The 25811-nt window shown below is 36.4% G+C and carries 25 protein-coding genes and 1 pseudogene; 9 read left to right on the top strand and 17 right to left on the bottom strand.

What is annotated here, in order from left to right:
- Positions 1–87: 87 nt before the first annotated feature.
- The 4 genes from tatC to ACFOY7_RS02610 form a co-directional block, all read right to left on the bottom strand.
- A complete protein-coding gene (gene tatC, locus ACFOY7_RS02625; protein WP_390249139.1) occupies positions 88–816 on the bottom strand; it encodes a twin-arginine translocase subunit TatC in 729 nt (242 codons plus the stop codon).
- A gap of 87 nt (positions 817–903) precedes the next feature.
- Complete coding sequence (gene tatA, locus ACFOY7_RS02620; protein WP_390249137.1) at positions 904–1113, bottom strand: twin-arginine translocase TatA/TatE family subunit; 210 nt, start codon at positions 1111–1113, stop codon at positions 904–906.
- 27 nt (positions 1114–1140) lie between these two features.
- Complete coding sequence (locus ACFOY7_RS02615) at positions 1141–1683, bottom strand: Rid family hydrolase (protein WP_390249135.1); 543 nt, start codon at positions 1681–1683, stop codon at positions 1141–1143.
- Between the two features lie 44 nt (positions 1684–1727).
- Positions 1728–3347 (bottom strand): FAD-dependent oxidoreductase, encoded by a 1620-nt coding sequence (locus ACFOY7_RS02610; RefSeq protein ID WP_390249133.1) that lies wholly within the window; start codon positions 3345–3347, stop codon positions 1728–1730.
- Between the two features lie 311 nt (positions 3348–3658).
- Here ACFOY7_RS02610 and ACFOY7_RS02605 point away from each other — a divergent pair, with 311 nt between their 5' ends.
- Positions 3659–4207, top strand: a complete 549-nt coding sequence (locus ACFOY7_RS02605) for an MFS transporter (RefSeq protein WP_390249130.1) — start codon at positions 3659–3661, stop codon at positions 4205–4207.
- A 256-nt stretch (positions 4208–4463) separates the two neighbouring features.
- On the opposite strand, the gene ACFOY7_RS02600 is transcribed toward ACFOY7_RS02605, so the two are convergent.
- The 7 genes from ACFOY7_RS02600 to ACFOY7_RS02570 form a co-directional block, all read right to left on the bottom strand.
- A complete protein-coding gene (locus tag ACFOY7_RS02600; RefSeq protein WP_390249128.1) occupies positions 4464–5987 on the bottom strand; it encodes a CehA/McbA family metallohydrolase in 1524 nt (507 codons plus the stop codon).
- 16 nt (positions 5988–6003) lie between these two features.
- Positions 6004–7263 (bottom strand): hypothetical protein, encoded by a 1260-nt coding sequence (locus tag ACFOY7_RS02595; protein ID WP_390249126.1) that lies wholly within the window; start codon positions 7261–7263, stop codon positions 6004–6006.
- Positions 7264–7283: 20 nt separating this feature from the next.
- A complete protein-coding gene (locus ACFOY7_RS02590) occupies positions 7284–8120 on the bottom strand; it encodes an ABC transporter permease (protein WP_390249124.1) in 837 nt (278 codons plus the stop codon).
- On the bottom strand, positions 8117–9262 hold the full coding sequence (locus ACFOY7_RS02585; protein WP_390249122.1) for an extracellular solute-binding protein: 1146 nt from the start codon (positions 9260–9262) through the stop codon (positions 8117–8119). The genes ACFOY7_RS02590 and ACFOY7_RS02585 overlap by 4 nt, the downstream gene beginning before the upstream one ends.
- Positions 9249–10322, bottom strand: coding sequence for an ABC transporter ATP-binding protein (locus ACFOY7_RS02580; RefSeq protein WP_390249120.1), 1074 nt, complete (start codon positions 10320–10322; stop codon positions 9249–9251). Before ACFOY7_RS02580 ends, ACFOY7_RS02585 begins: the two co-directional genes overlap by 14 nt.
- 15 nt (positions 10323–10337) lie before the next feature.
- Positions 10338–11159: an ABC transporter permease gene (locus ACFOY7_RS02575; RefSeq protein ID WP_390249118.1), complete on the bottom strand. Its 822-nt coding sequence runs from the start codon at positions 11157–11159 to the stop codon at positions 10338–10340.
- Between the two features lie 287 nt (positions 11160–11446).
- Positions 11447–12160 carry a GntR family transcriptional regulator gene (locus ACFOY7_RS02570; protein WP_390249116.1) on the bottom strand — a complete coding sequence of 238 codons (714 nt, stop codon included), beginning with the start codon at positions 12158–12160 and terminating at the stop codon, positions 11447–11449.
- A gap of 230 nt (positions 12161–12390) precedes the next feature.
- Between ACFOY7_RS02570 and uvsE the strand changes: the two genes are divergently transcribed.
- Complete coding sequence (uvsE, locus tag ACFOY7_RS02565; protein ID WP_390249114.1) at positions 12391–13347, top strand: UV DNA damage repair endonuclease UvsE; 957 nt, start codon at positions 12391–12393, stop codon at positions 13345–13347.
- Between the two features lie 143 nt (positions 13348–13490).
- A complete protein-coding gene (locus ACFOY7_RS02560) occupies positions 13491–14816 on the top strand; it encodes a S8 family peptidase (RefSeq protein WP_390249112.1) in 1326 nt (441 codons plus the stop codon).
- A gap of 83 nt (positions 14817–14899) precedes the next feature.
- On the opposite strand, the gene hxlB is transcribed toward ACFOY7_RS02560, so the two are convergent.
- Together hxlB and hxlA are read right to left on the bottom strand one after the other, a co-directional pair.
- On the bottom strand, positions 14900–15454 hold the full coding sequence (hxlB, locus tag ACFOY7_RS02555; protein ID WP_390249110.1) for a 6-phospho-3-hexuloisomerase: 555 nt from the start codon (positions 15452–15454) through the stop codon (positions 14900–14902).
- A 6-nt stretch (positions 15455–15460) separates the two neighbouring features.
- Complete coding sequence (hxlA, locus tag ACFOY7_RS02550) at positions 15461–16093, bottom strand: 3-hexulose-6-phosphate synthase (RefSeq protein WP_153406986.1); 633 nt, start codon at positions 16091–16093, stop codon at positions 15461–15463.
- A 243-nt stretch (positions 16094–16336) separates the two neighbouring features.
- Between hxlA and ACFOY7_RS02545 the strand changes: the two are divergent.
- From ACFOY7_RS02545 to ACFOY7_RS02535, 3 genes and pseudogenes are all read left to right on the top strand, one after another.
- A pseudogene (locus ACFOY7_RS02545) lies at positions 16337–16669 on the top strand (winged helix-turn-helix transcriptional regulator); the annotation flags it as partial.
- Positions 16646–17044 carry a winged helix-turn-helix transcriptional regulator gene (locus tag ACFOY7_RS02540; RefSeq protein ID WP_390249220.1) on the top strand — a complete coding sequence of 133 codons (399 nt, stop codon included), beginning with the start codon at positions 16646–16648 and terminating at the stop codon, positions 17042–17044. The pseudogene ACFOY7_RS02545 and the gene ACFOY7_RS02540, both read left to right, overlap by 24 nt.
- 190 nt (positions 17045–17234) lie before the next feature.
- On the top strand, positions 17235–18200 hold the full coding sequence (locus ACFOY7_RS02535) for a bile acid:sodium symporter family protein (RefSeq protein WP_390249108.1): 966 nt from the start codon (positions 17235–17237) through the stop codon (positions 18198–18200).
- A 120-nt stretch (positions 18201–18320) separates the two neighbouring features.
- Here the strand turns inward: ACFOY7_RS02535 and ACFOY7_RS02530 are convergent, their stop codons facing one another.
- Entirely contained in the window at positions 18321–19358 is a 1038-nt protein-coding gene (locus ACFOY7_RS02530) for an NAD(P)/FAD-dependent oxidoreductase (protein ID WP_390249106.1), read from the bottom strand.
- Positions 19359–19513: 155 nt separating this feature from the next.
- On the opposite strand from ACFOY7_RS02530, the gene ACFOY7_RS02525 reads away from it, so the two are divergent.
- Both ACFOY7_RS02525 and ACFOY7_RS02520 read left to right on the top strand, forming a co-directional pair.
- On the top strand, positions 19514–20140 hold the full coding sequence (locus ACFOY7_RS02525) for a spore coat protein (protein ID WP_390249104.1): 627 nt from the start codon (positions 19514–19516) through the stop codon (positions 20138–20140).
- Between the two features lie 128 nt (positions 20141–20268).
- Positions 20269–21033: a DUF2935 domain-containing protein gene (locus ACFOY7_RS02520; RefSeq protein ID WP_390249102.1), complete on the top strand. Its 765-nt coding sequence runs from the start codon at positions 20269–20271 to the stop codon at positions 21031–21033.
- Positions 21034–21076: 43 nt separating this feature from the next.
- Here the strand turns inward: ACFOY7_RS02520 and ACFOY7_RS02515 are convergent, their stop codons facing one another.
- Positions 21077–21919, bottom strand: a complete 843-nt coding sequence (locus ACFOY7_RS02515; RefSeq protein ID WP_390249100.1) for an aldo/keto reductase — start codon at positions 21917–21919, stop codon at positions 21077–21079.
- Positions 21920–22076: 157 nt separating this feature from the next.
- On the opposite strand from ACFOY7_RS02515, the gene ACFOY7_RS02510 reads away from it, so the two are divergent.
- A complete protein-coding gene (locus ACFOY7_RS02510; RefSeq protein WP_390249097.1) occupies positions 22077–23327 on the top strand; it encodes a cytochrome P450 in 1251 nt (416 codons plus the stop codon).
- Positions 23328–23371: 44 nt separating this feature from the next.
- Here the strand turns inward: ACFOY7_RS02510 and ACFOY7_RS02505 are convergent, their stop codons facing one another.
- Positions 23372–24982, bottom strand: a complete 1611-nt coding sequence (locus ACFOY7_RS02505) for a hypothetical protein (protein WP_390249095.1) — start codon at positions 24980–24982, stop codon at positions 23372–23374.
- Complete coding sequence (locus ACFOY7_RS02500; protein WP_390249091.1) at positions 24979–25767, bottom strand: ABC transporter ATP-binding protein; 789 nt, start codon at positions 25765–25767, stop codon at positions 24979–24981. The genes ACFOY7_RS02505 and ACFOY7_RS02500 overlap by 4 nt, the downstream gene beginning before the upstream one ends.
- Between the last annotated feature and the right edge of the window lie 44 nt (positions 25768–25811).

Raw genomic sequence — 25811 nt, 5'->3', positions numbered from 1 at the left:
CCTGTTTCTTTTCATTCTCATTTATTCCATTAATTGATGGTAGGAAGGTCCAGGCTACGATAGCGGCACTAGATATCTTATTATAAATTAAGCTACCAACTCTGCTTCCATGGCAAGTTTCTTTTTATAAATAATTTTAGAAATTAATACACTTACCTCATATAGGAGTAGTAATGGAACAATGACTAAAATATCTGAAATAAAATCTGGAGGAGTAATTAAAACAGACAAAATAACGAGAGCGAAATAGGAGATCTTCCGTGCCTTAGCTAACTGTACAGGATTAATTACTCCTAATCGTGTCAAAAACATTACTAACAATGGCATTTCAAATAGAAAGCCTAGCGGTAAGCTAAGTTGAAGCATAAATAAAAAGTATTTGTCAGCTGTAAACATTGTTTCGAACTGCCCGGCGGAGATATTCATTAGGAATTCTAATACAATTGGAAACAATATAAAATAGCCAAAGCTTATCCCAGCAATAAACAAAATGAATAATCCGGGAATAAAGCTTAAAGTCAGCTTGCTCTCCTCTTTTGTTAGTGCGGGGGATATAAACTTCCATATTTGGTAGGCTATTACCGGGATAGTTGCAGCAATAGCAAAAACGCCTGTAATCATCATGTAAACCCATAGGATATCACTTGGTCCCAAAACAGCTAATTTACCGTTAAAATCCCTGATTAACCAATTGTATATATCTTGTACAAAAATAAACGCACATATAAAAAAGATAATAAAGGCTGATAAAACGATAAGGATTCGTTTATGCAGCTCTTCTAGATGCCCAATGAGATGAAGTTCTTTTTTTTCCATGGCGACGCCTCCTGTTAAAAAAAACAGTAGATGAGTTTGCCTCATCTACCTGCTAGTTTTTATAGCTGCTAAATACCATATTACTTTTTAAAGAGTCTGTTTCTCATTCTTCTTTTCTTCTTTCAACACATTCTCATCATTACTTCCGTCAGACATCAACTCTTTCGTTGCATTTTTGAATTCAAACAAAGTGTTTCCAAAGGCTCGTCCAATTGCTGGTAACTTGGAAGGTCCAAAAATAACTAGTGCTATGATCAAAATTAAAATTAACCCTGGAATTCCGATATTCGGTATCATAAAATCACTCCCAATATTAGTCTATTACTATTTGCCATTGTTTTTATATGCTACTTCTGCTTCAATCTCAATCAGAAAATCAGGACTAACTAAACTTTCCACCCCTACGGTAGAGCGTGCTGTTTTAACCGGATTGTCTTCCGTATTAAATAATTGAGCATATGCGTTAAACCATCCTGTATAATCAGGTTCATTTCCTTTGTTAGGATCAGGGGCAACATACACACGTAAATAGATTATATCTGACAAAGACAGCCCTTTTCTTTCCAAATCTTCTTCAAATTTTTTGATAATTCCTATTGCCTGTGTTTCTGTATCACCGTATCTTTCATAAGTATTGTCTCCATCTTCATCTAATAGAGGTGGGACTGTTCCGCTGAATAATAATCTATTATAATTATGAGGGACAGAAACTGAACTGGAAATAGAAGAGGCTGCAGAACCAAAAAAGGAAATTTTATTGGAATTTAATGCATTTTTTTCACTGCTAGCTATTGAAAAAGAGAATCCTGCAAATAAACATATACCAAGCACTAGAGTGGCGATAATTATTTTCACAGTTTTTTTCATATAATCTACTCCTTTTATTGTTTTTAGATAACGTAATGGTTTGTTTAACCTGCTTTTGATGATACCTTATTTTCTTTTAATACTTCCTCATGAATTCTGCTAACAACAATTCTTGCTGATTCAAATGCACCAGCCATCCATCCGGTTAGATAACTAAGATGTTCGCCAGCAAGGTGGATTCGACCCTGAGGTTCATTTAAAATAGGATAATAGTTTTTAAGATCAGATGAGGAGTAAGAGGCCCATCCTCCTTCACTATACTTGGTTTTCTGCCATGCAACTGAGAAAGAACTTTCAAATTCATTGTTATACTGAGGGTGTATTTTTGCCCCTTGAGCTAAAGCACGGGCTTGTCTTTGTGAATGAGGGAGATTTCCGTAGTCTATAGCATTTTGACCAAAATTATAATAGCCAATTAATATGCCTTTTTGGGATAAATAATCGTTAGATGGATACCAAATCTGTGAAATATCCATATTGGTTGTTGTAATACCACCAAGAATTCGATCTTCTTGTTCCCAGAATCTATTCTTAAACTGCAAGCCAATCTTACCGGCAGGTGCGTAACTGATACTTTTAATTGCATTTTTCATTGGTTTTGTGAAATCTGCAGATATATTTTTTAAGACAGAGAGTGGAATCGTACAAATACAATAATCTCCAGTAATCTCTTTGGTTTTTCCGTTTGTTTTGTAAACGATTCGTACATTATCAGGACCTTGTCTAATCTCTTGTACTTCTGCCCCAAACGTTATAACTCCAGGCAGCTGCTTTTCAAGAGCTTTTGGAATTTGATCCATTCCTCCTTTCGGCTGAAACATCATTGGCTGTTGATTGTAACTATAATCTCCGCTAAAATGGTTCATCATTCCTGATTGAAGAAGTTCACTAAAGTTATATGGTTCATCTAACTTGCCAGACTGATGGCCTCCGCCTGGTAATTCACTATAACCACGGCGACTTGACCCGTTATATGTCAAATTATCAGACAAATCACCATTCCTTGTTAGAAAATCTTTCAATCTTTCAATATCTTCTTTTGAGAGAGGTGTATCTAAGGCTGCCTGGTCCGAAACTTTAGCTAATAACTCCGATATATACCCACGAGTATCGGCTCTTACAGTACCTTTTCTAATTTTTTGATTAGATAAAGGTCCGGCATTCTCTTGGTAATAGTAGGAGAATTCATTAGAGTTGGAAAATACTTCAAGTTCAACTCCTAACTCCATACAATAGTCTATTGTCACATGATGTTGAGGAATACGAGCAGGACCAGCATTCATATAAAGTTCTTTATCAAATTTAGCTGTTTGCTTGTATCCTTTAAGCTCTGTTTCTTTCGTACCATTCCGTACCGTCCAGTTTCGACCGCCTGAACGGTCCCTGGCTTCAAGTATCTTACATTCATAACCGGCTTTTCTTAACTCATATGCTGCCGTCATACCAGCAATGCCGGCTCCTAAAATGATAATCTTTTTACCGTTTTTATTTACTGCTGTCAAATCACTTATTTTAGGAGACTGAAATTCTTTCGCACCAACTAGAGAATGACCTATTAAGCCTAATGATTCCATTGCACCCCAAACTGCTACTGCACCTCCGACTTTACCAGCTTGATTAAGAAAATCCCTTCTAGTCATGTGGTTACCTTTATTATCTTCCATAACTTGTCTCCTTTCTAACTTGAAAATTATTTTTTTACTACTTTTATAGTATTTAGTAAATAATATATTGTCATGATTTATGGAAGATATTGTAACATGCAAATTTATCTATATAAGTCAACTATTAATATTGATTTATAGTGAAAATGAAGCAATGTAAAACTGTTTATCCAATTCATAACTTAAAAGCATGTATTTAAGCTATAATCCAGTCTCTTTACAATATACACAGCCAATTTATTAAACATGATTGGAGATAATGGATTTAACCTTTATCTATTACCAGTTTCTTTTCTAGGAATTTTGTCTTTATGGTTTTTGTTAGAAGAAGTTCTAGAATAGACCATCCATTTATTGAACTTTCATTATTTAAGTTACCTCTAATTAAAATAGGAGGGATTTCAATAATTGTTAGTTATATGGTTACATACTCAACGATGGTAGTGATCCCATTTTATTTAACAGGTATATTAAGAACAAGTACTTCCTTCGCAGGAATATTATTAATGATGTATCCATTGTTTATGGCGATAACTGGTCCTATCAGCGGTAATTTAGCAGATCGTTTTGGTAGTAAAAAAGTGGTAATTATTGGACTGACCTTCATGCTACTTAGTTTAGCGGGATTAAGTTTTATTACACCAATGACTAATACTTGGAAAGTAGCCACATTATTATGTTTGCTTGGATTGGCAATGGGGGTATTAACATCCCCTAATTATACATTAATGATTGGACAAGTATCTCAAGGTTTATTAGGTACGATCAGCAGTGCTATCGCTTTGCTAAGAAATTTAGGGATTAGGAACTGCTTTTGGCGTAACATTTATGAATTTATGGGTAGATGGATCAATAACTGAATGGATGAGTAATGGTGATCATAACCAATTAGATCAAGTTATGCTAGGCTTTCAAAGTTTTTTTTGGTTTCTACTAATTCTTAATGGGATCATATTATTGTTATGTATCAGGATATTTAAATATAATTATGAGATCTCTGTAAATTCATTACATATTGATTAAAAAGGGAATAGAAAATGCAATGTAAAATACATGAGAAGCTTTCTTGTGTATTTTACATTGCTTATTTTAATTGAAATCTCAAGTTTTTTCAGATCATTTTATTTTAAAATAGATTGGATTCGTAAAGGCGATTAGCTCTTTTTCCTGATTATATACTTCTGCTCGAATCCAGGTAAGTGATTCAGAACTTAGAGGTATCTCTATACCATTCTTAGGAAGGTCGCCTTCAGTTATCAGGCCTTTATTAGAAACAAGCTTGTAAGTTGCATGAACTGGAACTTCTTGCATTGTCATAACCAATTGGTGTCGCGATCCATCTTTTCTCACTGTTTCTCCAATGGTGTACACCGTTTCAGCTTGTATTATTGCTAATGAAAGAACAGAATAATAGGATATAGAGATTCTGCCTTCACGGATTGATTGCAAGAAATCTTTGCGGAAATCCTTCGTGTCTTGCGGCATATGTACATATGTAATAGCATATTTTGCTTGTGGATCATTGTTATGATGCCAATCACGGCCTGCTGTTGCAGGTATGCGATAGCCCTTATTCAATAGTTTTGTCCAAAATTCCATTGCTTGCTGGTTATAAAAGGATGGGCTTGGATTGTTTCCATTCCACACCTCAATAAAATCAAAATCATTGATATTCTCCATTTTGAACTCCCAATGACAGCCAGTTCCAATTGGATTCCCAATCCGGAAGGGATGCGCCATTCCTGCAACTGCGCCAAGCTCATGGATTTTTTCTAAACCTTTGTGTACATCTGTCGGTCCGAGCTTACGCCAATCTGTATAAGTAAGTTCTGGATAGCCGAATGTTAACATATGGCCAAAGAAGGTCGTCCATTCTAGTCCATATAATAATTGAAGTGATGTTCTGTTTAATTGATCTTCCATTTCGCGCAGTGGACTTGTTGTATTATGATCCGTAATGGCAAGAACATCCAATCCTTGCTGCTCTGCAGTATGAACCATCTCCGCCACGTCCTGCTGGCCATCACTATGGAAAGTATGTGTATGTAACTCAGCAGCTTTCCAAACATATTCAGAACTATTACCACATACTGGAGCGATAATATGTTCCAATTTGTTTTCAGGAAAATTGCTAATGTTGATTGGATTAAACCAAGGAATACGTATAGTATCCTCTGTTTGCTTTATATCTGACTTTATTGCTAAAGAAAAATTGCATTTATCAGTAACAATTGCGTGAACACTAATTGTTACAGACCACAGACCTGATGTTAGTGCACCATTTAACATTCCTGGGGAAGAATTTTGCTCTGCTATTGTAATATGCTGATCTGGAGCATGGCAATGTCTTGCACCGCGAAATCCGTTAGGATCATCCACAGATAATGTCAGCAGATTTTTCAATGGACTATATTTATCGATCAGAGGAGCTATCTCATTATTGTCAGGAAATAAGTTATAGCTTTTTAATGTTTCTGATATAATGGCTTTCTGCTTTGGTTCATCTTCCAATATGTCTGGTGCGAATTGAAAATCAATAGATAGTGCTTGAGACTCCTCTGGAACATAGAATGTGTGTGTTAAATGGGATTGCATACTCTCTTGTGTAATTTCTGCTGTCGTTTTAAATAAAATGGTCATACTTCTTAACTCCTAACTAATTGCTCCAAATTATCTTTTCTGTATTATTTTGATTTAAGAGATAGCTCTCTTGCTTGTTAATCCAATTTTGTAACCCTTCTTCTTTATTGTAAGTAAAAACCTTTAGGCCTTTCACTGTAATAGACGCTAACTCCTGATTGATGAGGCGAACTTTTATTTTCGTAATTTCAGAAAAATCAAAAGCAAAAGGCAGATATATGGCAACAGCAAAATGGTGAAAAGGACCGGTATAGGCTGCATCAAAAGGTCCCAGTTTTATTTGCCCGTATGAGCTGCTGTACCAATGATCATCACCTTCCAATTGACAGGCAAAATCAATGGTAACCTTGCCAAGTTCAATGTCCCAAATGGACGAATGAATGAATAGGAAAGAAGATAATGTCTCTAATTGATTGTAAGGTGGCTGTTCTTTTGTCAGTTGTCGAGCTGCTTCCCATTCCATTAAATGATTAACATATGGAAATCTTTCCATGACAAACTCTCTTGGTTCTTCCTCTGCTTTCCATTCTCTAGGCAAGAAAGAAAAATGATACTCACTGGTAATATCATCCGTGAAATTTCCATTGCCTGTTGCAGTTTGCATAACAGGGCGTTTTCCATGGATAAATTCTTTCAAGTATTTTGTATCAATATGGTTTGCTCCTTGATAAATGGCATGGTCAATTGTTTCATCTTCCTTAAGATAGATTCTGATCATATATTCTATGTCAAGCAGTCGCCCCCATTTTGCCATTAACAGCATGGCAGGTGTGCCTTCATCCTCGTGACTGAATACCATGTGATATTCCAGTACCTTACCTTTTTCCCATTCGCCAATCCGGTAGATCATTTCTAATGGAGTATCTGTATACATGTTGTCATATTCCCCGTAAATTTTTCGTCCATGTAGAATAGGGGCATATTGAAGTGCTAGTCTATCATTCTGTGTTGGCGTTAATTTAACTATTTCAATCGATTCAACATGAACAACATGATTTGTGAATGGTTCAATATGTAATTGATAATTTCCCGCCTGCCATTCACCTAAATTACGTTCATAACTAAAACTTTTCTGGCCATAAAAAATAATAATGTCTTGCTGATGTAATTCATTCATATATATACGGACCATTGAAGCTTCATTGTTTTCCTCAGACCAGCATGTCGTACTTTTGGCCTTTAATGTTATGGAATAAAACCCTGTATCAGGAAGCTGAACAGAGTAGGTGAGTCTTTCATTTAAGGTAACAGGCTGATCTAGTAGTTGAATTTTCATAATGTCCTCCTAGAATAATTTTACTTCAGTTCTTTCTTAGAGCCTTTTATATTGCTATATATATAGAAGAAACCGACTAATGAGCACAATAAGAACATAAAAACTGCCAAACTGCTAGATTGTTCAATCTCATTAAAAACAGAGAAATGCTGTTGCATCGATACTCCTAGCATTTGTGGTGCATTACGATCAATTAAGAAAGGTGCAGTGAAACTTCCCACAATCCCCATAAATAAAAAAGTAAGTGCAACTAGCATTGTCCGATAAGATAAAGGCAGGATAAAATGCCAGAAAAGCTGTAATATATTTGCGCCGGCATCTTTTGCTCCTTCAATGATCGAATTCGGTATCGCCTGCAATGCGGAAACTAAAAGCAGTGTTGTAAAAGGAATGTTAAACCAGATATTGATCATGATAAGCCCCTTAACATCATAAATGATGGCAGGCATACTTTCTTCACCAATGATTCGAGCAATCCATCCGTTATCACGGTAAAAATTAATAAAACCATACACAGCAATTACCCCTGGTATAAACATTGGGATAAGGTAGGTTTTACTCACCCACTTCGCAATGCTGCTTTGACTGAAACGTAAGTAAATTGCGATCGAATAAGCAATAATTAAAACGAACAGACAAGAAAAGAAAGTGACAATTAAAGTATGTCGGATATTATCTACGATTAGTGGTTCTGTGAAAATATACTTGTAATGGTCCAGAGTGAATCTATCATTTTCTCCAGTAAAACTCGTTTTAATGGAAGAAGAGACAGGGTACATGACAAGGACTAGCAATATCAGAAAAGAGGGCATAACAAGCCCTAATCCTAATATTGCTGATTTCCATTTTTTGTTCATTGTGCAGCAACCTCTTTTTGCCATTGCTGAACTAATTCACTGCCAAGTTCACCACCATTGAAAATACGGTAGCCGCCACTAACATCTGTGAATTTTTCCTGATCTTCTTCTGATAATAATTCCCACTTAATACCTGGATATCCATACATCTGATCCATAACAATTTCCTGTACATCTAATGTAAGTACATAGTTTAGTAATTCTTCGGCAGCTTCCTTACGTGCTTCATCTCCATTATTTGCAAGCATTAAATATGACGGACCGCCAGTAAATGCTGGATCAATTTGTTTTAATTTTATCGACTCAGATAAAAGACCTGCATTCTTTTGTTCTAAAGCCATATCTGACCATGCTGGAATCATATCGACCTCACCGTTAGCTAGTAAGTCTATTGTTCCTTGGTTTTTCTTCGGATAGACACCTTCTTGATACATATATGGAGCCAATTCGTTTAGTAAGTCAAATCCTATATTCCATTCTTCCATAATACTTTCATCCTGAATATTCATTGCACCATCTTCTAGTTGATTGTAGACAGTTGTGATAACAAATGAACTACCAGAACCACCTGTTGTCGGATCATTGTATGCAAAACGTCCTGGGTTATCTTTAATCCACTGATATAATTCATCCGCGGTATCTGGAACATCTTTCACTTTATCTTCGTTATATGCAAGGACAACAGAGGAGGCGCGGTAAGGAACAGCCAAATCATTTGCCCCTGCTAAGTTTTGTTCTTGTACATTACCTAAATTCTCCACATTTTCTGTTGTTAAAGGATAGAAAATATCTCCTTCTTCTTTCCCTCTAATAATATCTTCAAGACTGCCTTCATATATATCTACACCTGAATCATTTCCAGATTCCTTTGCAGCTAAAATACGATCCATTGTTGATTGTCCACCCGTTCCTGATGGTACAAAAACAAATTCTACATCGATTTTCTCGTGTTCTTCCTCAAACATAGGAATCACTTTTTCCCAGAATTGTTCTACGTTCTTTGACCCAGAACTGTAGACGGAAATCTCTGTCTTGCCTGAAGCGTCTGCCTCATTCCCGCTGCTGCAAGCTACTAATGCTATTGCACTTAAACCAATTACTGCTCCTGTGAATACTCGTTTTGCTCCGTTAAACATTTTCATAAATTTCCATCCTCCTATTATTAAGAACTTCTCCGTTTTCATTAAAAACTTGTAAGTGATTGAATTGAATGGCTATCGTACTTTTTAATCTGATTTGTTCCATTTGCTTTCGGTCTACAAACATTTTGAGTGATCCAATAATGGTGTGTAATGTTATTTCAGCGAAATGGCCGAGCATCATGATTGCTTCTACTTTTGCTTCAATACTCGCAGCATTGCTTTGAACTGGTTGTATATCTTCTGGGCGAATTCCTACGGTAACTTCACCTGTGTATGAATCTGTAAATGGATAGGTTAAATTTCCTATTTGAAGAATGTTGGTATCCGCTTTTCCTTTGACGAAATTCATTCTCCCGATAAATTGGGCAACAAACAAGGAAGCAGGAGTATTATAGACATCTTGCGGATTAGCGATCTGTTCAATATTCCCGTTATTCATGACAACGATTTTGTCTGAGATTGACAATGCTTCCTCTTGGTCATGTGTGACAAAAAGCATCGTTAAATTCTGTTTAGATTGGATTTCTCTTAATTCCTCCCGCAGTTCATGCCGCAATTTGGCATCAAGGGCACTAAAAGGCTCGTCCAATAGCAATACCTCAGGTTCTAATAATAATGCACGGGCAAGTGCAATCCGCTGTTGCTGACCCCCAGACAATTCACTCGGATATTTTTTTTCCATACCTTTTAGGTGGACTAGTGTTAATACTTCCTCAATTCGTTTTTCTATTTCTTTTTTATTTACTTTTCTTAATTTCAAACTAAATGCTAAATTGTTAAAAACAGTCATATGTGGCCATAAGTTGTAGCTCTGAAATACCATCGCACTTGGCCGCTTTTCCGGTGGCAGATGGTGTACTTCCTTATTATTAATTTTAATGGCACCACTAGTGGGATCAATAAAACCGCCAACACTTCGCAGCACGGTTGTTTTCCCGCACCCTGATGGTCCTAATAGTGTAACTAGCTCGCCTTCTTTGACATGAAAATCTATGTTCTTTACACCTTCACCAGTAGGATATATTTTAGATAGATTTTCAATTGATAATTTAACAGCCAAGTATCCATCCCTCCTTTATTTCATTTTGAATCCACTGGCAAAAGCATCTGCACCAACAAAGCGACGCGCCGCAAATAAAAGAATGAGTGTTGGTAAAGTGAGAATCACTGAGAAAACCGCACCAGCGGTACTTGGATAATCTGCTATAATTGAATACATGATAACAGGCATTGTCTGGTAATTTGGAACCCCAACTAAAAATGTACCTTCCGCTTCATTAAGTGATGATAAGAAAGTGAATATGGATGCTACGATAATTCCCGGTTTCGCCATTGGTAAGGTAATATGCCAGAAAACCCTTAGAGGTGAAGCGCCTGCATCCCTTGCTGCTTCTTCTTGCGATTTATGTACATTTTCAAAAGCAGCGGAAGGTATCCATGTCATAAACATTAGTGTATTAATGATATGGATGAGAATAATTCCAGTGAAGGTGTTCATCAAATTCATTTGATAGAATAGCACCGCAATCGCAACATATAGGCCCATTTTCGGAAAAGCATTGGTTAACAAGAATGAAAATAAGAAAAAGCGCCTTAAAGGAAATTGAATTCTTGCAAAGGCATATGCTGCAGGAATGCAGATTATTAAAGAGATTAACGTAACGATGGTAGCAATTAAGAAAGACAGCCACATAGATTTTACGATTGATTCATCCTGTAAAACAAATGACCACCATTCAAGAGACCATACTTTAGGTAAAACATCCGGGTATTGCCATTCCCCTGCAAAAGCAAGCAGCAGCAGATTCAGCAAAGGTCCGAAGAAAAATAACATAAATATACACAAAAAGATAAATTCGATTATTTTTCGTTCACCTAAGGTTCGGAAATACCACATTTCTTCACTCCTTTATATAAAAATTTTAAAAAAGAGGTACAGACCTCTAGGGGGGATTAATTACCTATTTATAAGATAATGGTATTTATCATTATTAGAAGTCTATACATCTTATGAATTTACTTTATCACTAAATTATTAAGAATTAATTATGGATTTGTTGAGACTTTGTAAATTATTGTAGAAATATAAGAAAAAATATTAGGGACAGGAGAGGGGAAAGTAATCTTCTTACAGTCAATAAAAAAAGCATTCGTATGAAACGAATGCTTTTACTAAAAGATCAATTAAGTTCTAGATCTGGAAATGAAAAATTTAAAAATATCATTTCTGAAATAATCCAGCGAATAAAGGACAGGTGTGTTATGTTGATCATAATGCAGCTGCTTTAATAACAGAACAGTTGTTGCGGGGTGTATAAGTAACTTCTGGCAATTAGGATCAGTATGTAATGGAACAATAATCTCTGTTGTAGCTTTATCAATTTCAATATTGTGGACATTTTTTAAGTATTGAAAGAGGGAACCGATCTTCTCTTTATTCAAGATATCATTACCAACTAATTTGCTGGAAAGGATATTTTTAGAGAAAACGACCGGTTCATTATTTGCTGTTCTAATCCGCTCATGAACAATTACTTCTTCTTTTTGTTGAAGTTGTAACAACTCTCTCCATTCATCTATTGGTTCTTCTCTACGTAATTTTTCTCTACGTTCTCCGTCCTCTAATCCCGCATGCATGATCATTGATGTTACACTCATTAAATTTTCTAAACTATTAGGGAGAGAGGGGAGAGGATTAACGACAAATGTCCCCACACCATGGCGGACAACCACTTTACCTTCCTGTTCTAACAATTTAATCGCAGAGCGAATCGTTTCTCTGCTTACCTTGAATTGCTTTGCTAAAGTCACCTCTGGTGGCAATTTCTCACCGATTGGATACTCACCGTCTATTATAGAAGTTTCTAAAGCTGCTTTAATTTCTTGATATATCGCCATATAAACCATCCCTTTTAAGAATTAACTGTTGTCTAGACTTCACTCTCGATTATAGCATATTAAGGGAAATTAACACTGATATATTCCAACAATTTTGTTATTGGGATAATTGAATAGCTAGAATAGAATCTTCTACACATATCATTGGCTGCAGAACAGCAAACTAGTGTATGATCATATTTCAGCAAAGAAATAATACACTATCTTTTAAGAAAGGGCGGGGGAAAATAATGATACTTCGATTCGGATATGTATCAACAGCTATTTCTTTATGGGAGGCATCTCCTTCCCGAACGTTAACATTCGCAAATTGGAAGAAACAAGACAAAGACAGCAGAAAAGAGAAACTTTATTATCTTACATTACAAAATTTAAAAAATACGAAACGTACGTTATATTATAATATTGCCCATGGAATTGAACTTTACCGAATGTCGTCTTCAATTGTCCCGCTTGCTACACATCCAGAGGTGAAGTGGGATTATGTAACACCATTTTCTTATCTATTTAAAGAAATTGGTGAGCTTGTCAAAGAGAATAATTTACGCGTCAGCTTTCACCCTAATCAATTCACATTGTTTACTAGTCCCCAGGAACATGTCACAAGCAATGCTATTATTGATATGGCCTATCATTATGAAATGCTTAAGGCAATGGGATTGGATAAAGATGCCAATATAAATATCCATGTTGGAGGAGCATATGGTAATAAACCAGAAGCAATAGGCAGATTTAATGTGAACTTTGACAAGCTTGACAAGGATATTCGGAGGCAAACAACGCTTGAAAATGATGATAAGACTTACACTGCTGAAGAAACACTTCAAATATGTGAGCGGCACGGTATTCCATTTGTGTTCGATTATCACCATCATTGGGTGAATCCTGGTGTTGCGAAAGAATTTGAGCAATTATTACCTCGAATCTTTGGAACATGGAAAAATACTGATAAGGTACCTAAATTTCATTTATCCTCACCAAAATCAGAAAAGTTAATTAGAGCACATGCAGATTATGTTGACATAAGCTTTGCCATGCCGTTCATAAAAGCTCTGAAAGCATATGGCGAATCAGCAGATATTATGATAGAAGCAAAAGCAAAAAATAAAGCAACTTTAAAGCTGGTAGAGGAATTAAGCAAAATGCGTGGTTATAAACAAGTAAATGGTGCTGCGATAAAGCTGTAAAAAATCTCCTTGATTAATGGAGATTTTTTTATTCAGCAAATTATTCATTGAACATGCCTTTCTTTTGCAATACAGGTACAATCATTGCTTCAACCCCTCTTCTCTTTTCATAGTTTATAAAAAAGAGAGAAAAGAGGGATAATTTGTTTGGTTATTCAATGATTCAGATGGTGCGAAGTCATGCAAAACAATTAGAGCGTCCTTTACGGGAGGAATTGGTTAATTTATATCGTCCATTCAGATATACACCTTGTTTTTTACATTCTTTTCATGAAAAAAGAGTAAAACGTACAAAAAAACTTCCGGTAATTATCCAATTCCATCCAGAGAAATTTATTGAAGGTTGTCAACAAGTTGAGCAGATCACCAAAAAACATTCGAAAACTAAAATTCACCATTATTATTCGAGAGTTTCCAGTTGTTCTGCGGAAATTACACCAAACAGCCTTGACGAATTGTTATGTAATTGTGAGCATATTAAGAAAGTTTATAAAAATAGAGAAGTTCATGCACTATTGGATGTTGCTTTACCAACAGCGAATGCAAGAGAAGTCGTTCGAAACAATACTACATTAACAGGGAAAGGAACAAAGGTTGCGGTAATCGATACAGGTATTTATCCACATGCGGATTTATCAGGAAGGATTACTGATTTTGTTGATTTTATTAACGGGCGGTCGGAACCTTATGATGATAATGGACATGGAACACACTGTGCAGGGGATGTTGCCGGAAATGGAACTGCTTCTTCAGGCAGGTACATGGGACCAGCGCCAGAAGCAAATTTGGCAGGTGTAAAGGTATTGGATAGAATGGGATCAGGTACCTTGGATACGATTATGCAAGGTGTGGAATGGTGTATTAACTATAATGAAAGAAATCCGGACAGTCCAATTCATATTATGAGTTTGTCGCTGGGAACTGTTCCATTTAACTATGGAGAAGAAGACAGGGATCCGATGGTACAGCTTGTAGAAGAAGCCTGGAAAAGCGGGATTACGGTCTGTGCAGCTGCAGGTAACAGTGGACCAGAACAGCAAACAATTGCCAGTCCTGGGATAAGTGACAGGATAATTACAGTTGGTGCTCTGGATGACAGGGATACTGTTACTCTAAATGATGATACAGTAGCAATTTTCTCCAGCAGGGGACCTACAATTTACGGTGAAACAAAACCAGATATTCTGGCGCCAGGGGTAAATATCATCTCTTTGCGTTCTCCTAATTCGTATATCGATAAACTGCAAAAAAACAGCCGTGTAGGACAGTATTACTTTTCTATGTCTGGTACTTCAATGGCGACACCTATTTGTGCAGGAATTGTCAGTTTGATGCTTCAGCATAATCCTGACTTAACTCCTGATCAGGTAAAAGCTTTATTGAAAGATGGAGCAGAGTTGTGGGAGGATGGAAACCATAACATATATGGCAGTGGTGCTATTAATGCAGAAAGATCAATACCGCAATAAGCACTTCAAAAAGTGATACTCACAGAATCTAAGAAAGAAGCAGGAGTACGTGACATTCCTGCTTCTTCGTTATGTGGCCAAGGTTATTCCAGATTTGCATGTTTTCCATACATTTTCATCGTATCCAGACCCTTTTTTTCCATGAATCTTAGAATGATCGCATCAAAAACTAGCAATAAAGATTGCTCAAAAAGAGAGCCCATTGGCTGGATTGTTGTACTGTTGTTTCCCTGGTCCTTAGCTGCACCTGGTAATTTCAGTGTTAAATCAGCCAAATTTCCAATCGCAGAATCTGGCGATAAAGTTACAGCAGCAACTTTTCCTCCAAGTTTCTTTGCTTTCTCTGCGATTGGTACAAGGCTTTTCGTTTCACCAGACCCTGAAGCGATAATTAAAATATCGTCTTCTTCAAAAGTCGCAGCAACTGTCTCACCAACTACATATGCATCAATTCCCATATGCATCATCCGCATTGCAAAAGATTTAGCCATTAAACCGGATCTGCCGGCACCTGTAACAAAAACTTTCTTAGAGTTGGTAATGTTATTCACCAGCTCTTCCGCTTCCTCGTCAGCAATTGAGTCAACAGATTGAGTATGCTCTTCTAAAATTTTCGTCAGATATTCCGTCGTTTTCATGCCAGATTAACCTTCCTGGATCATTTGCTGCATCTTAGCTGCAACACCCTTCTTGTCATCTTGGCCTGCGATTCCACCGCCAACAATAACTAAATCAGGCTGTGCTTTAATTACTTCTGGGAGTGTATCTAATTTGATACCACCTGCTACAGCTGTTTTTGCATTTTTTACAACACCTTTGATTGTTTGCAGATCTTCAAAAGAATTCTTACCAACTGCCTGCATATCATAACCTGTGTGAACACAAATATAGTCAACACCAAATTCGTCTAATTCTTTTGCTCTTGTTTCAATATCCTTTACAGCAATAAGATCAACTAGCACTTTTGTGCCTTGCTTTTTCGCTTCTTCTACAGCACCTTTAATTGATTCATCTTCCGCAACCCCAAGGATTGTAACAATATCAGCTTTTGCTTCAGAAGCTTTCTGTACTTCGTAAGCAGCCGCATCCATTGTTTTCAAGTCAGCTAATACCTGCAAGTTTGGAAAAGCTTCTTTTAATTCTGTTACTGCTTTAAGTCCTTCAATTTTAATGATTGGTGTACCGATCTCGACAATATCGATATGCTCTTCGACTTCTTTTACTACTTCCTTTGCTTCGGGGATATTTACTAGGTCTAGCGCTAATTGTAATTCCATTAAGAACACTCCTTATTATAATTTAATGTATTTGTATGACCATTCCTGATGGTAAGCAGCACTGAAAAGATATGTAAGTGACAAAGCTATCATCTCCAAAACAGCATTTTTCATTCATTGCTCTCAGCAGATAGAAAATGTACTTATCATAATTAGTGCTTACTATGGTATTTATCATATTACAGAGAGCTACTCTTTTGTAAGTAGGCACTTTTTTTTGTTATAGTAACTTTAAGTAGACTAATGCGTGAGATGGGGGATAAGATGAAACCTGATAATAAAATGAGTTTTTATCCTGAAAAAGAATGGACACTTTCACTTATCGAGGGAAAATGGAAAATAACGATATTATGCAACTTAGGCATAAAAGGAACTAAGCGGTTTGGTGAATTAAGAAAGTCAATTCCGAATATTACGCAACAGATGCTATCAAAACAGCTGAGAGAACTGGAAAAAAACGGCGTTGTTCACCGGAAGGTATATCGGGTTGCTCCTCCGAGAGTGGAATATTCTTTATCAGAACAAGGGCAAAGTCTTATCCCTATTTTAGATATGCTTAAGAATTGGGGAAAAGAATACTTAGACGCAACCAAAGTGGAAAGTCAGGACCTGTATTATGAAAAAAGACTGGCTCTCACAGTGATCGAAGGTAAATGGAAACTGATCATCTTATGTCATTTAGAACGAGAAGGCACCAAGCGATTTGGAGAATTGAAAAAGATGATTCCTAATATTACCCAGAAAATGTTAACAAACCAGTTAAGGGAATTAGAACATGATGGTTTGGTTCATCGAGAAGTCTATCCCGTAGTTCCGCCAAAGGTAGAGTATTCTTTGACAGAGCAAGGACAACATCTTTTGCCTATCTTACATAAGTTAGAGGACTGGGGCAGAGACTTTCTGAAACATACTGGCAAAAATAAAACCATTTATATGGAAGAATTAACATAACCTGCAGTCAGCTGGTAAGGTCACATCTGCTTACTTTGGATTTGCAAAATTCTTGATTGTATTAAAGATACTTCAAAGTTTTTTAAGTGCCCTCCAGTAATGTTCGCTCTTCAAGTGATTTGCAATAAAAAATTATTTAAAATATTCTGAATATACTATATAATGTAATAATTGCAAGAGGAGGGGGAACATGAAAGCTATAGAGAGAGTAAGCAGTTTTGTAGGAAGCACGTTCGCAATTTGGGTGGTATTATTTGCAGTTGTATCATTTTTAATACCATCAGGGTTTACATGGCTGGGAGCGTATATTACACCATTATTAGGTATTATTATGTTTGGTATGGGGCTTACGTTATCAGCTAATGATTTTAAAGAAGCATTTAGGCGTCCGAAAGAGGTTGCGATTGGGGTAGTTGGCCAGTTTACGATCATGCCGCTAATTGCCTTTGCATTAGCAACTTTATTACCTGTTTCAGAAGAGGTCGCTGTCGGTGTGATTTTGGTAGGCTGTTGTCCTGGAGGAACTTCGTCAAATGTTATGACATACTTATCCAAAGGAGACACGGCATTATCCGTTTCAATCACTGCAGTATCGACAATCCTGGCTCCAATTTTGACACCAGCACTTATTTATCTTTTTGCTAGTCAGTGGTTGGAAGTATCTGCAGGGTCTTTATTTGTATCAATTGTTCAAATTGTTCTGGTACCGATCTTGTTAGGCCTATTTGTTAAAGCACTGTTGAAGGATAAAGTGGAAGCCGGTGTTAAGGCAATTCCATTAGTATCTGTTATTGGAATTGTAGCAATCGTCGCAGCAGTAGTAAGTGGTAACCAGGAAAAAATTGCCGAAACTGGTCTGCTGATCTTCTTAATTGTTGTATTACACAATACGTTAGGATATATCATTGGTTACGGATTAGGAAAAGGATTAAAGATGGGTCCAAAGCAACAAAAAGCTGTTTCGATCGAAGTGGGAATGCAAAATTCAGGACTTGGTGCAACATTAGCAGCTGCACATTTTAATCCACTATCAGCTGTACCTAGTGCTATCTTTAGTGTGTGGCATAATATTTCAGGACCGATAATTGCAACTATATACCGTAAGTTGCAGGAGAAAGAAGAGAGAAATAATATAGAAAAAAGACCAAATGCCTAATTTAAAGGATAAGATATTTCCCAAACTGGGCTTTTGTCAACAAACTTTGAAAGAAAGCTAGCTGCCTTATTTAAATAGCGATAAGGAGCTAGCTTTCTTTCATTTTTTCTGACCAACCAGTTAGTATGCATAATCATTCAAGTTTAGTACGGTTTCTTTCCCACTTAAATATGCAGCAACTTCCCTTCCAATTACCGGTCCGCAAGTTAAGCCGGTTGATCCTAAACCATTTACTACAAAGACACCATCTTTAGTATATCCTATGTATGGCAGGGAATCTCTTGTAAATGGTCTTAATCCTACTGACATAAACTGATCGTGAATCTCTGTGTCAGGGAAATAACGTTGTGCTTCTCCATGTAAATAATCCTGATTTTCAATGGATGGTGTAATAGAAAAATCTTCCGTATCTTCATGAGTAGTTCCAATAGCATACTGGTTCAGATCTGTTTCAACGATATACATTGGTCCCAACCCCATCACTACAGGCGTTTGTTTCATTGGAGCTTTGCCATCAATTTTTAAATGGAGAAGTTCTGCTCGTTGGTGTCGAACATCAGGATTGCTGTAGTATTCTCCTGACCAAGCACCTGCTGTATAAATGACAGTTCCTTCACACGAATCGGGAGCAATGGTTTGATTGATCCATTTTCCTCCATAGTAAATTATAGCTTCTTTCAGGGCATTTAGAAGGCTCCTGCCACTAATCTGACCACCACCTTCCACATAAACAGCAGGATAGTAATCTGTCAAATGTGGATGCATTTTCTTTACCTCTTCTTTGGTCAATTTTCTCACTTCACCCATTTCAGGTGAACCTTCTTGTTTTGCAGAAATCCGTTCATAAGCAAGTTGTTGGATATGCTTGTCTTTAAAAAGGCAAATAGCGCCATTTCTTCTAAAGTCTGTAGATTGTTTTGTTTTTGCTTCTAACTCCCGGATAAAATCTGGATAATAGCGAGCGCCTTCTGTTACTAGGCTGTACCATTTTTTATTTCTGCGCTGACTAATCCATGGGCAGATAATACCTGCAGATGCAGCCGTAGCCTGACCTGCGTCTGATCGATCATAAACCGTTACATCGTGATTAGATTTTGCAAGATGGTATGCAATCGAAGCACCAGCAATCCCGCCGCCGATGATTGTAAATGTTGACATGAAATCACTCCTGTAAGATAGTATAACCTATCTTATAGAGTATTGTCATATATCATAGGATTGGCAGAACCAATAAAAAAGATGATGAATCGTACATAAAATTATCAGCAACGGAAAATATAATGGGGAACTTTAAGAAAGAGGAGGACAATGCTGTGCAAAATCAAAATCAAATGCAAAATGGAACACAAATGTCACCAAATACGATGAATCAAGGAACTAGCCGTAATCATGGTGCACATGAAATGCTTGATGCTCATGAAGTAATCAGTTGTCTAATTGGTGTGATGGAGCAATATAGACTGTATGATCAACATATTCAAGATCCGGAATTAAAGGATATTTTACAGCGTCAAACATTATTTATGACGCAAATGTATAACACGGTTGTTGATTCTTTCCAAACTGGACAAGATCCTCAGGTACCAACACAACAATACAAAATGCAACAAAACAATGAGGTTACTTACGGAATGAAAGCAGGGCAGCCAAAGAAACCGAAACAATCAGTCAATGAATTTACGGATGAATGTTATTCTTCCTTTATGCTAGCACATGCTAAATCTGCTGCCTCTGCATTGACAAAAGCAGGAGTCGAAATGAATAATCCTGTTATGCGTAGAATTCTTGCTGATAGTGTACCTAACATGATTGAAATGAGTTACGAGCTTTTCTTATATCAAAATAAAAATGGGTATTACCAAGTTCCTCAAATAAATACGCAAGATATGAACATGATGTTACAAGCATATACGAAAGCCCCTCAACAAAATATTCATTAATTAAAACATGGAATAGGAGAAGTTCTCTTATTCCATGTTTTAATTAATGAGCAAACAATAATTAGTTAATATTTTTCCATTCCTTTGAATACAATGAAGCATCATGTAAAAAAAGGGGATGTATTTCGATGCAATCCAATTATTTGAAAAATGCAATGTTTGAACACCAATTTTGGCTGCAAGTACTATCAGACCATGCCCGATTCATTCAAGACTCTTTATATCCATCACAAAAAGATGATATTGATAAAGCCAACATGTTTCGTACATATTTTGATCAACTGCTTCTTCAAGCAACTAAGCTAAATAGCTCCAATGCGATAGCTTTTGCTACAAACGTCGAAGATATAACAAAGCAATTTAGGGTGTTTAAATTATCGATAATAAAACGGCATCTAACAGGACAAATGGGTATACATCTGACACCTACTTTTATAAATCATATGGTCAATGAACTAGAAGAATATTTGCTAATTTTAACTTATTTGAAACAAGGAGATAAACCTCCGATCTTCCATGAATTGCACCACCATTTAATCTGGCTTGTGGATGCATCAGGTCATGCAGGTGCAATTAATGATCGGTTAGACGGTGTAGAAAAACGATTGAAGGAAAAAAGTGCGGCATTCACTAAACATTTTGAACAGTTTTATTTAAAAGCAGTAGAACTTACCGGTTACCTGCGGACGAACATTGATGCTTTTCCAGCACTTGAAAAGTTCAATCATGATGTTGAAATAGAAATGGGATTATTCCAAACATTCCTTCATGAATTAGAAGAGATGGAATTAAGTGCAGAGGTTTTAAGTACTTTTACTGCATCGATGGCAGATCATATGGCGAGAGAAGAGCAGTATTACTTATGGAAACTTGCAGAATCAAAAAGTATTTAACGAAAGAAGGCTTCTCAAATTAGGAAGCCTTCTTGTTCTTTTGCTAAAATTCTTCATATACTGCGGGATCTTGGTCATTAATTCTGCCGTCAGGCTTTGTTAGTTGATTGATATTTGACATATCTTCCATATCCAGTTCAAAGTCGAAGATGGCAATGTTTTGCTGTTGGTGTAAGATGGATGTGGATCTTGGAATTGTTACAGCACCTAGTTGATAATGCCAGCGTAAGACGATCTGTGAAATAGTTCTCTCATGCTTTTTCGCAATTTGCTTGAGTGTGTCATTCTCAAATAAATCTTTTGAACGATAAAGCGGGCTCCATGATTCTGTCACTATCCCGTGCTTTTCGTGCCATTCCCTTTGTTCTTGCTGATTGAAGAAGGGATGTAGTTCAATTTGGTTAATTGCTGGAAGGATACCTGTTTCATCCCTCAGACGTTCTAGATGCTCAGGTAAAAAGTTGCTAACACCAATGGAGCGGATTAGACCCCATCTTTGTGCATCGATTAATGCTCTCCATGCATCAACATATTTTCCTTGTTTAGGATTTGGCCAATGAATGAGATAGAGGTCGAAATAATCCAGGTTGGTACGATAGAGAGATTCCTGGATAGCTTCTACTGCATCGTTGTAGGTGTGATAACGGCCTGGAAGCTTTGAGGTAACCTGCAATTTTTCTCTAGGAACCGATGTCCGTTTGAGTGCCTCTCCTACTGTCCCCTCATTCTCATAATTATAGGCAAAGTCAATGAGCCGGTAGCCGTTATTAATTGCATTTACAATAGCTGTAGCCCCTAAGTCGCCTCTGATTTTGGCTGTCCCAAAACCAATTACAGGAATTTGATTTCCATCGTGTAACGTGATTGAAGGTATTTGTGTAGTCATCTGTAAAACTCCTTACTAATTTTATCTTTTTATATGGTTTACCACTTTTTTGATACTATTTAAACATTCTTTTTAAAAAGAATGTTTAAATAGTTTGAGTTTTAGTTTGTTAATATAGGGAAAAATGTAATAAAGACTGTTAAATGGAGGCTTAGATATGGCAGATTATCAAGATATGCCGCAAGAAAAAAGTTTGGACCATACAATAGCCTTACTGAAGGAAGGCTATGAGTTTATTTATCATCGTAAAGACAAATACGATTCAAGGGTATTTAAAACTCGCATATTAGGCGAAGTAACAAATTGTATGATCGGAAAAAAAGAGGCACAATTGTTTTATGATAACAACAGATTTTCCCGGAAAGATGCTGCCCCATCAAGGATTCAGAAAACACTCTTTGGGCAAAATGGTGTACAAGGATTAGATGGTGCAAAACACCACCACCGTAAAGCGATGTTCATGTCAGTGATGACAAGAGAGCTGCTGGATGAAGTGAAAGAATTAACAGAACTGGAATGGGATAGAGCAATTACAAGGCATCAAGAGGAAGAGTTCATTGTTTATGAGGAAGCAAAACGTGTGTTAACAAGTGTAGCAATGCGTTGGGTCAGTATTCCAGCCCAGGAAGCAGAAAATGAATGGGTAAATGAATTAAGTGATTTATTCGAAGATGCCTCAGCTATTGGCCCGAAACATTGGAAGGCTAGAATGTCCCGTTCTAAGGCGGAAGATTGGCTGGAACAACTAGTACTCGATATTAGAAGTGGAAAAAAACAGGTAGACCAGAATCGTCCATTATATCAGTTTAGTACACATCGTGACTTAAGCGGTCAATTATTAGAGCCAGCGATTGTTGCAGTAGAATTATTAAATTTGTTGCGGCCAATTGTAGCGATTTCTGTCTATGTTGCCTTTACTGTTATAGCAGTAGAGCAATTTCCACAGGAAGTTGAACACCTTCGTCAAAAGGATGATAAAAGGTTACAATATTTTATCCAGGAAGTTCGTCGCTTCTATCCATTTTTCCCCTTTACAGTGGCGAGAGTAAAAGAGGATTTTGAATGGAATGGATTCATGTTTGAAAAAGGAACCTTAACATTATTAGATTTATATGGAACAAATCATGACCCTGACAATTGGGAACAGCCAGATCACTTTAGACCAGGTCGTTTTGAAAAATGGGAAGGGAGCCCATTCGATTTTATACCACAAGGTGGTGGAGAATTCGATATTGGACATAGGTGTGCTGGTGAATGGATGACAATAGATATACTAAAAGTTACACTAGACTTCTTTGTCAATCGGATTTCTTATGAGGTTCCAAACCAAGATTTCACATATTCTATGAATGAAATTCCTAGTTTGCCTGAAAGTAAAGTGAAAATCAAAAATATTAGGAAGAAGTGAATAAAAGGTAGAAACAACTCTAGATTTGTTTCTACCTTAACCCCCTACATTACTTTCCTCCATAAAAAGATATTGAGTATTACTAGTACCGCTAAATAGAAAAACTGCATGTTCGCTAGTGACAACAATTGGAAATGTATCACACCAAGTACACCCGCCAATACTAATAAAAGAATGCCTTTTATCGCATTACCTTGCTGAACGAACTTATAAGATTCAGAAAACGGCAACCGTGCATTAGTACATTCAACTTTATAACAAATAACTGCATAAATGGATGCAACTAGTAAAAAACAAAGCAGAAACAATAGAATTCGAATCCCAAAAATAATGCAAAAGGTTATACTCAATAACATAAAGATTGGGAGAAAAAATTTTGTGAAAAAGGCTTTTAATGCAGCCCTGTGGATATTTTTGGTTTCCGCAATAGGGCCGGCTTTAAAGATCCATGCCCCTTTATAGTTTTCCGAGAAGCCTAACATTAGTACACCGGAAGGTAATAATAACAATGAAAAGTAAATATTGATAAACTGATTACTTGCCTGTATCTGCTCATAACTGTCTACCGTCAAGTTGTTAAGTAAAAAAATGAAAGGGAACACAAAAGCCATTCCAAGCATTGGGTATACTTTTAACTTAAACTCCCGCTCATTTTTAACCATTCGGCAGGTAAAAAGAAAGAAAGTTTTTTCTTCATTATTTCGACATAAAAATTTGGACCAAATTTTTGTCAGTTGGTTATTTGACTTTTTATATCGAGTAGATTCGGAAAGTAACTTTTCTAAATTTCTTTCAAATGACGGGATAAGCTTAAGATAAATAATAAAGGAAATAATAGGTACAATAACACCTGATAAACCAAGAATAATTATGCCTTGATCAGTATTCCGGTTCATTACTATATCAAATAATGCTCCATACCATACTGGTGGGATCAACAATTGCCACCAGTGAAAGGTGAACGAGAAATCGGGATTGATAAAATCAAATGACCGAATGACTAATTGGTAACCAGCTACCATTGTAACACTTAGCATAATCTGCACATAGTTAATGATATCCTTTAATCTTTCCCCATCAAAAAAACGGAGTACTAGGATATATAGTAAAGCAGTGACAATAAGTACGAGCAAATTCACCAAAACTAAGGTAACTATACACACTAAAAAGAAGATGATCCCATGAGTAAACAAACCAAAGATTATAGGAATACCAGCAAAAGCAATGGTCAACAATACCAGATAGATCGTAATATGAACAAACTTAGCTGCATTAATTGTCCGACTATCCACCGGTTTTGTTCCGATAATGGTTCGATCCCGTATATCCAATAAAACTGTGGAAAAATCAGAAACCATTGACGTCATAATTATAAACATCGTGATACCAAATACTAAGCTCATTTGAAAAAAGTATTGCTCACCAAACATAAAAACAATGAGAAAAAGCCCCATAATTGCGTACAGTCCTAGCGATTTAATAAACTGGTTGCCCTCTTGCAATTTTGAGTCATTAAAAATTGTTGGTATCCTTCTGCTATCCATCGTTAACTTTATTTCTAATATTTTCCGCATTGCTTTATAATCAATATTCGCATACGTAAATATTCTCTCGAATTTATCTAATAACTGCAATGTCTGGAAGTTTTCCATCATCTGTCACCATTTAGCACAATCGATACAAAAGATTCCGCGATTTGTTCATGTTGATCGAATCCTGTTAACTGGTTAAAAATTTGTTCTAGTGAACCTTCTGAATTTTGCTGTCTTAATTCTTCAATCGATCCATCTGCTACAATTTCTCCATTATTTAACAGGATAATCCGATTACTTATTTTCTCGACAACATCCATTATGTGTGAGGAATAGAAAATTGTTTTTCCTTGTTTAGCTAACTGGTCAAGAATCTCCTTTACAATAATCATACTGTTAGCATCAAGGCCACTTAACGGTTCATCAAGGAATAATAAATCTGGATTATGAATAAGGCTGGCAATTATGAGAACCTTTTGCTTCATTCCTTTAGAGAAACTGGAAATTCGATTGTGCATACCATGTCTCAAATTAAATAGTTCCATTAATTGTTGTGCCTTTAACTGAACCGCATCTTCGCTCATCCCATAGAGCGAACCAATGAAACTGAGGTACTCATATGCTGTTAAGTTGTCATAAATTTCAGCATTTTCGGGGACATAACCAATTCGTTGCTTATAGGATGGATCTCCGAGGTCTAATTTTTCACCAAAGATTTCAATCTTACCTTGATACTCTTCAATTAATCCGAGCATAATTTTAACTGTTGTACTTTTGCCAGCACCATTTGGACCAATATATCCTATAATCTGTCCTTGATAGACATCAAGATTAATGGCATTAAGTATTGTTTTTTCTCCGTATGTTTTTGTGAGGTTATAGATTGACAGTGCTTTTTTATATTCCATTTAGAACTACCACCTTTAAAGATTTAGATCTTTTTCATGATAAC

Source organism: Gracilibacillus xinjiangensis (assembly GCF_042651765.1).
Lineage (GTDB): Bacteria > Bacillota > Bacilli > Bacillales > Amphibacillaceae > Gracilibacillus > Gracilibacillus xinjiangensis.
Note: the sequence above shows the minus strand (reverse complement) of the source record. Positions and strands in the feature narration are given on the sequence as shown.

Coding starts and splice junctions, on each gene's coding strand:
- ACFOY7_RS02540 (WP_390249220.1), top strand. CDS start 16,646: ATGCTTAAGAATTGGGGAAAAGAATACTTAGACGCAACCAAAGTGGAA.
- ACFOY7_RS02605 (WP_390249130.1), top strand. CDS start 3,659: ATGGTTTTTGTTAGAAGAAGTTCTAGAATAGACCATCCATTTATTGAA.
- ACFOY7_RS02520 (WP_390249102.1), top strand. CDS start 20,269: ATGCAATCCAATTATTTGAAAAATGCAATGTTTGAACACCAATTTTGG.
- ACFOY7_RS02600 (WP_390249128.1), bottom strand. CDS start 5,987: ATGACCATTTTATTTAAAACGACAGCAGAAATTACACAAGAGAGTATG.
- ACFOY7_RS02610 (WP_390249133.1), bottom strand. CDS start 3,347: ATGGAAGATAATAAAGGTAACCACATGACTAGAAGGGATTTTCTTAAT.
- uvsE (WP_390249114.1), top strand. CDS start 12,391: ATGATACTTCGATTCGGATATGTATCAACAGCTATTTCTTTATGGGAG.
- ACFOY7_RS02515 (WP_390249100.1), bottom strand. CDS start 21,919: ATGACTACACAAATACCTTCAATCACGTTACACGATGGAAATCAAATT.
- tatC (WP_390249139.1), bottom strand. CDS start 816: ATGGAAAAAAAAGAACTTCATCTCATTGGGCATCTAGAAGAGCTGCAT.
- ACFOY7_RS02570 (WP_390249116.1), bottom strand. CDS start 12,160: ATGGCGATATATCAAGAAATTAAAGCAGCTTTAGAAACTTCTATAATA.
- ACFOY7_RS02535 (WP_390249108.1), top strand. CDS start 17,235: ATGAAAGCTATAGAGAGAGTAAGCAGTTTTGTAGGAAGCACGTTCGCA.
- ACFOY7_RS02530 (WP_390249106.1), bottom strand. CDS start 19,358: ATGTCAACATTTACAATCATCGGCGGCGGGATTGCTGGTGCTTCGATT.
- hxlB (WP_390249110.1), bottom strand. CDS start 15,454: ATGAAAACGACGGAATATCTGACGAAAATTTTAGAAGAGCATACTCAA.
- ACFOY7_RS02500 (WP_390249091.1), bottom strand. CDS start 25,767: ATGGAATATAAAAAAGCACTGTCAATCTATAACCTCACAAAAACATAC.
- ACFOY7_RS02595 (WP_390249126.1), bottom strand. CDS start 7,263: ATGAAAATTCAACTACTAGATCAGCCTGTTACCTTAAATGAAAGACTC.
- ACFOY7_RS02575 (WP_390249118.1), bottom strand. CDS start 11,159: ATGTGGTATTTCCGAACCTTAGGTGAACGAAAAATAATCGAATTTATC.
- ACFOY7_RS02505 (WP_390249095.1), bottom strand. CDS start 24,982: ATGATGGAAAACTTCCAGACATTGCAGTTATTAGATAAATTCGAGAGA.
- ACFOY7_RS02590 (WP_390249124.1), bottom strand. CDS start 8,120: ATGAACAAAAAATGGAAATCAGCAATATTAGGATTAGGGCTTGTTATG.
- hxlA (WP_153406986.1), bottom strand. CDS start 16,093: ATGGAATTACAATTAGCGCTAGACCTAGTAAATATCCCCGAAGCAAAG.
- tatA (WP_390249137.1), bottom strand. CDS start 1,113: ATGATACCGAATATCGGAATTCCAGGGTTAATTTTAATTTTGATCATA.
- ACFOY7_RS02510 (WP_390249097.1), top strand. CDS start 22,077: ATGGCAGATTATCAAGATATGCCGCAAGAAAAAAGTTTGGACCATACA.
- ACFOY7_RS02585 (WP_390249122.1), bottom strand. CDS start 9,262: ATGAAAATGTTTAACGGAGCAAAACGAGTATTCACAGGAGCAGTAATT.
- ACFOY7_RS02615 (WP_390249135.1), bottom strand. CDS start 1,683: ATGAAAAAAACTGTGAAAATAATTATCGCCACTCTAGTGCTTGGTATA.